This is a genomic window from Nocardia tenerifensis NBRC 101015 (assembly GCF_000308715.1).
GTDB lineage: Bacteria > Actinomycetota > Actinomycetes > Mycobacteriales > Mycobacteriaceae > Nocardia > Nocardia tenerifensis.
Genome location: NZ_BAGH01000304.1, coordinates 1 through 5,383 on the forward strand (window position 1 = coordinate 1; position 5,383 = coordinate 5,383).

Below are 5,383 nucleotides of genomic sequence, written 5' to 3' on the forward strand. Positions count from 1 at the left end.
ACACGCCGAACAACTCCGCGACACCACCCTCTACATCTCCACCGGCACCGGACAACCCGGACCACTCGACACCCTCGACCAGACCAGGGGGGACGCGGGCAAACTCGCCGGGCAGCTCACCAGCGGCGCTGTGCTGGAGGCGATCACGAACGCCTGCACCGCGCAGTTGCGAGAGCGGCTCCAGCAGTTGGGCATTCCCGCGACGTTCGACTTCCATCCCACCGGTACCCACTCGTGGGGCTACTGGCAACGGGACCTGCACAACTCCTGGCCGCTGTTCGAGGCCGCGCTGAACCGCTAGGCCCTGTCTCGCACTCGAGCACACCCCTATAACCCCCTACCGCGCACACGGCCCGGCCCGCGCCGCGTTCCTTTGCTGGTCGGGAGCATCATGCCTGACCTGCATAATTCTGGAATGTTGTTCCCTTGCAATACCTTTCGGTCCGTCGATACGCCTTCTCGCACGCCCTCGTGCGGCCGGGAGCGTGTGGCAGGGTGATCGGCTATGAAGACGATCCTGATCACGGGGGCGACATCGGGTATCGGCCTCGCGGCCGCGCAGCAGTGCGCCGCGCTGGGCAATCGGCTGATCCTCGTCGGGCGGAATCCGCGGAAGCTGGCCGACGCGGCGACGGCGGTGCGGGCCGCGGGTGCGCGCGGCGTCGACACCCACGAGTGCGATCTCGCCTCCCAGTCGTCGGTGCGCCAGCTCGCCAAAGTCGTGCACGCGCAGTATGACCGGCTGGATGTGCTGGCCAACAACGCGGGCGGCTATCACAAGACCCGCACCGAGACCGAGGACGGTGTCGAGGCCACGTTCGCCGTCAATCATCTCGGCGGATTCCTGCTGACCGAGTCGCTGCTCGACCTGATGGTGCGCAGCGCCCCCTCGCGCATCCTGTTCACCTCGTCGGTCCTGCATTTCGGCGCGCGCCTGGACTTCGACGATCTCGGTCTGCGCCAAGGATATTCGGGCGAGCGGGCCTACAGCCGGTCGAAGCTGGCCAATATCCTCTACGCCAGTGCGCTTGCGCGCAGGCTCGCGGGCACCGGGGTGACGGTGAACGCCTTTCATCCGGGCGCGGTGGCGAGCGGGATCTGGGATTCGATGCCGTGGTTCGGCAAGCCGCTGGTCCCACTCGCCAAGCGGCTGTTCATGATCGGCGTGGACGAGGGCGGTCGCGCGCTCACCTACCTCGCCACCGATCCCGAGGTCGGCGCGGTCACCGGCGCCTATTTCCAGAAGAACCGCCTGAAGACGCCGTCGCGTCAGGCACGCGACGACGCGCTCGGTCAGCGGCTGTGCGAGGTGAGCGCGTCCCTGGTCGGGCTCGCCGACTGACGCACGGCGGCTACGCCGTTCACGACAGCGTTGTCGAAGTTCCAAGCGACACACCTTGTTCGTCATCGACTGGTGCAGAAAGCAGGGGTTATGCAGCGCACGCGTTTCGAGTCGATCGGCTCGTACACACCCGAAACCGTCCGGTCCACCGCGGAATTGATCGACAGCCTGGCCGTGCGTCGATCACTGGATCTGGAGCGGATCACCGGCATCGAGAATCGGCGGGTCTACGACTCGCATCCGGACCGCTATGAGTCGTCGTTCGTGCTGGCGCAACGGGCGATCGAAGACTGCCTGCGGCTGTCGGAGTATCGCGCCGAAGACCTCGACATCGTCATCTCCGCCTCCATCACCCGCACGCGCCGCGAAGGTATCCACTGCTGCGCACCGGCGTTCGCGCTACTGCTCGGCAACGCCATCGGCGCGACGTCGGCCCTGCACTTCGACGTCTCGAACGCCTGCGCGGGCATGATCACCGGGGTGCTCGTGCTCGACCGGATGATCAAGGCGGGCGTGGTGCGCAACGGCCTGGTGGTCAGCGGCGAGCAGATCACGCCGATCGCCGAGACCGCGGTGCGCGAGATCAGCAAGTCCTACGATCCGCAGTTCGCGGCGCTGACCGTCGGCGACGCCGCGGTGGCGGTGGTGCTCGATGATCGCGGCGACGACCACGACGAGATCCACTACGTCGAACTGATGACCTCCGCGGGCGGCGCCGAGTACTGCCTCGGCATGCCGAGCGATCGGTCCGCGGGCATCGCGCTCTACACCGACAACCGCGCCATGCAGAACGAGGGGAGATACATGCAGGCGATCAACCGCGTCGACACGTTCTTCAAAGAGACCGGGCGCACCTGGGAGAGCGAGAAATTCGACTACTGGATCCATCACCAGTTCAGCGCGCCCGTCATCGAGTACATCGCGAGCCTGACCGAGCAGCACTTCGGCACGCCGATGCCGCAGGCCCTGAATGTCCTGCGCGACTTCGGCAATACGGCGTCGACCTCGCATTTCCTTGTGCTGCACGAGCATCTGAAGAGACATCAGATCCCGGAGGGGTCCAAGATCCTGATGGTGCCCGAGGCGTCCGGCATCGTCTCCGGTCATCTCGCCGCCACCATCTCACGACTGGCGGTGTGAGACATGGGAACCACGATCATGGCGGCCGCGACGAACACCGACCTCGACACCGGTAGCTACTTCGAGCTGGCCGCCCGCGCGGCGCTCGCCTGCCTGGCCGGCTCGGAAGTCTCCGTCGACGAGGTGGGCATGCTGATCAACGCGGGGGTGTTCCGGGACAACAACATCTGCGAGCCCGCGGTCTCCGCCCTCATCCAGAAGCGGATCGGCCTCGGCCTGGAGTATCAGCCGGGGCGACTACCGGCGTTCTCGTTCGACCTGATGCACGGCGCCTCCGGCCTGCTGCACGCCATCATCGCGGCGGAGTCGTTCTTGGCGATGGGCGATGTGCGGTACGCGTTGCTGGTGGCCGGGGACGCGCACCCGTCCATGCGACGCCACGTCCCCGGGTTTCCCTACACCACAGGGGCGGCCGTGCTGCTGCTCGGAACCTCGCCCACCGTGGGCGGATTCGGCAGGCTGCACACCCGCGAGAGCACGGAGGCCTCCGAGCCGTCGGCCTGGGTCGACATGAACGAGGTGGGCGCGAACGGGCGTTCGGCCATGCGCGTCCGGCGCGACGGCCCGGACGCGCTGGAGCTGGCGGCGGCGGCCGTGCGCGACTGCGTCGACCGCGAAGGCCTCGACAGCGCCGATTTCGACGCGCACCGGGCGGTGCTGCTCGCTCCCGCGCCCATGCCCGGCTTCGCGGAGATCCTCGCCGATACGCTGGGCCTGCAACCGGATTCGGTGGTGGGCGTCCCCGAGCGGATCGGTGATCCCTACACCGCGGCACCCGTGCACGCGTATCTGAGCGCGCGGGAGTCCGGTGTGCTCGACACGGCCGAGGTCACCCTGTTCCTGACCGCCGACGACGCGGCGGCGGCGTGCCTCGCCTACCGCCCGCACCATACGCCCGTCGCCGCCGCCCCCGCGGCCGGCGCCCGAGTCGGCGAAAGGCGTTGATGTAACCGGGATTCCGAGACAACCGCACCCAACGATCTTGTTACCGGGATCCGATGACAGGCCGCGCTCGGCGTCCTACGCTAGTGACACCGGCTGGATCAATGGGGCGTCCGGTGACGCCCCCGCTGCGACGATGCCGCATCTTCAGTGCACCCGAGTTGCTTTTCGATGGTGCCTCCCACAGTCGGCACGCTCACCGACGAAGGGGCCTCGGGTATGCACCGCCAGATCTCGCCGCATCGCGAAAAGTGGTCGGCACCGCATCGGTCCGCCGTCGGTCAGGCCATGGCCGTGCTGGGCAGTGCGAGCACGGTGGGCCTCGTCGCCGAGCTGCTCGCCACCGACGAGGCCGCGGTGCGCGCGGCCGTGCGCGGGATCGCCGCCGGGGCGCGGTCGTCGACGGTCGTCGATGAGCTCGATCCCGGCGCGCGCATCCTGCGCGACACTCCCGCCCAGGTCCGGCAGAACCTGCATCGCCGAGCGGCGGAGTTGTTGCACGACAAGGGGTTTCCGGCCGCCGCGGTGGCCGCGCATCTGGTCGCGGCCAACTGCGCCGATCACCCGTGGGCGGCGCGGGTGCTGCTCAGCGCCGCCGCGGAGGACATGGCGAACGATCAGATCGACCGCGCGGTGCAGCGGTTGGAGCTGGCCTACCGCGCGACCGGTGACCCGGGCGAGCGCGCCACCATCGCGATCCGGCTGCTGCGCGCCGAATGGCGGCTGAACCCGTCGGACCGCACGCGCGGCTACGCCAGGATGCGCTCGGCGGTCCGCGCGGGCCGGGTACCCGCCGCGCAACTGCCCGCGGCGGTCCTGTTCCTGCTCTGGCACGGGCAGACGCAGTACGCCGATCAGGCGCTCACCCAACTGAACAGCGGCGGCCTGGACGAGACGGCGCCGAGGATCGGGTTCCTGTGCGCGTGGCTGCGCTACACGCATCCGCCGCTCGCTCAACGGCACCCGTGGTTGCTCGCGGCGCATCCGTCGCGGCGCGGGGAGACCACGCCGCACGCGTTGGGCTCGCGGCTGCTGATAGGCCTGTTCGGCGGGCGACCCGCCGACGAGACCGGCACCCGCGCGCAGTGCCTGCTCACCCGGCACCGGCTCGCCGCCGACACCGTGGAAACCCTTGCGGCGGCGGTGCATTGCCTGATCTATACCGACCGGCTCGATACCGCGGCGGCCTGGTGCGACTCGCTGCTCGCGGAGGCGGCGGCGCGCAAGGCGCCGACCTGGCAGTCGATCTTCGCGGGCCTGCGCGCGGAGACCATGCTCCGCAAGGGCGACGCGCGAGCCGCGGCCGACGACGCCATGCTGGCGCTGAATTGCGTTCCGGCCGAGCACCTCGGCATCTGGATAGGCACCCCCATCGCGGCGCTGGTCCGCGCGCTCACGCTGGCGGGCAGGCACACCGAGGCGGCGGCGCAGCTTCGAAGACCCGTGCCCCGAGCGCTGTTCGAGTCCCGCTTCGGCCTGGCCTATCTGCACGCCGAGGGCCACCATCAGCTCGCCGTCGCCCGCTCCGGCGAGGCGCTGCGCACCTTCCGCCGGTGCGGTCACCTGATGCGCCGCTGGCACATGGACTTTCCGTGGCTGGTGCCGTGGCGCAACGACCTCGCGGCCGCCCATCTCGCGCTCGGCGAGCACTGCCACGCCCGCGCCGTCGCGACCCGCCATCTCGATCTGCTCGGCTCGGCGAGCGACCATCGCACGGGCGGTGTGTCGCTGCGCCTGCTCGCCGCGACCGCCGACCGCTACCGGCGGATCCGCCTGCTGCGCGGCGCGGCGTCGATCGCCCGCTCCGGCGGCTGCGACTTCGAATTGGCCACGGTGCTCGGCGAACTCGGCGTCGCGCACCGCGCCGTCGGCGACCACGACAAGTCCCGCGCGCTCCTGCGCGAGGCGACCAGGCTGGCCGATTCCTGCGGCGCCGACACCCTGCTGCACGACCTGCTC

Annotated in this window: 4 protein-coding genes and 1 pseudogene; all 5 read left to right on the forward strand. The window is 69.7% G+C overall.

All coding sequences use genetic code 11. The annotated features are described in order from the left end of the window. Positions 1-301 (forward strand): annotated as a pseudogene (locus ON39_RS24250) (esterase family protein); the annotation flags it as partial. 204 nt (positions 302-505) lie between these two features. Then, complete coding sequence (locus tag ON39_RS24255; RefSeq protein ID WP_040737794.1) at positions 506-1,342, forward strand: SDR family NAD(P)-dependent oxidoreductase; 837 nt, start codon at positions 506-508, stop codon at positions 1,340-1,342. A gap of 90 nt (positions 1,343-1,432) precedes the next feature. Continuing rightward, on the forward strand, positions 1,433-2,482 hold the full coding sequence (locus tag ON39_RS24260) for a 3-oxoacyl-ACP synthase III family protein (protein WP_040737795.1): 1,050 nt from the start codon (positions 1,433-1,435) through the stop codon (positions 2,480-2,482). Between the two features lie 3 nt (positions 2,483-2,485). Next, positions 2,486-3,427, forward strand: a complete 942-nt coding sequence (locus tag ON39_RS46090; RefSeq protein WP_051186984.1) for a beta-ketoacyl-[acyl-carrier-protein] synthase family protein — start codon at positions 2,486-2,488, stop codon at positions 3,425-3,427. A gap of 168 nt (positions 3,428-3,595) precedes the next feature. Next, on the forward strand, positions 3,596-5,383 hold a 1,788-nt coding region (locus ON39_RS24270; RefSeq protein WP_218006178.1), incomplete at its 3' end, for a hypothetical protein.

Bases quoted from the DNA above. Each gene is read 5' to 3' on its own strand.
- ON39_RS24255 (WP_040737794.1), top strand. From the start codon at position 506: ATGAAGACGATCCTGATCACGGGGGCGACATCGGGTATCGGCCTCGCG.
- ON39_RS24260 (WP_040737795.1), top strand. From the start codon at position 1,433: ATGCAGCGCACGCGTTTCGAGTCGATCGGCTCGTACACACCCGAAACC.
- ON39_RS46090 (WP_051186984.1), top strand. From the start codon at position 2,486: ATGGGAACCACGATCATGGCGGCCGCGACGAACACCGACCTCGACACC.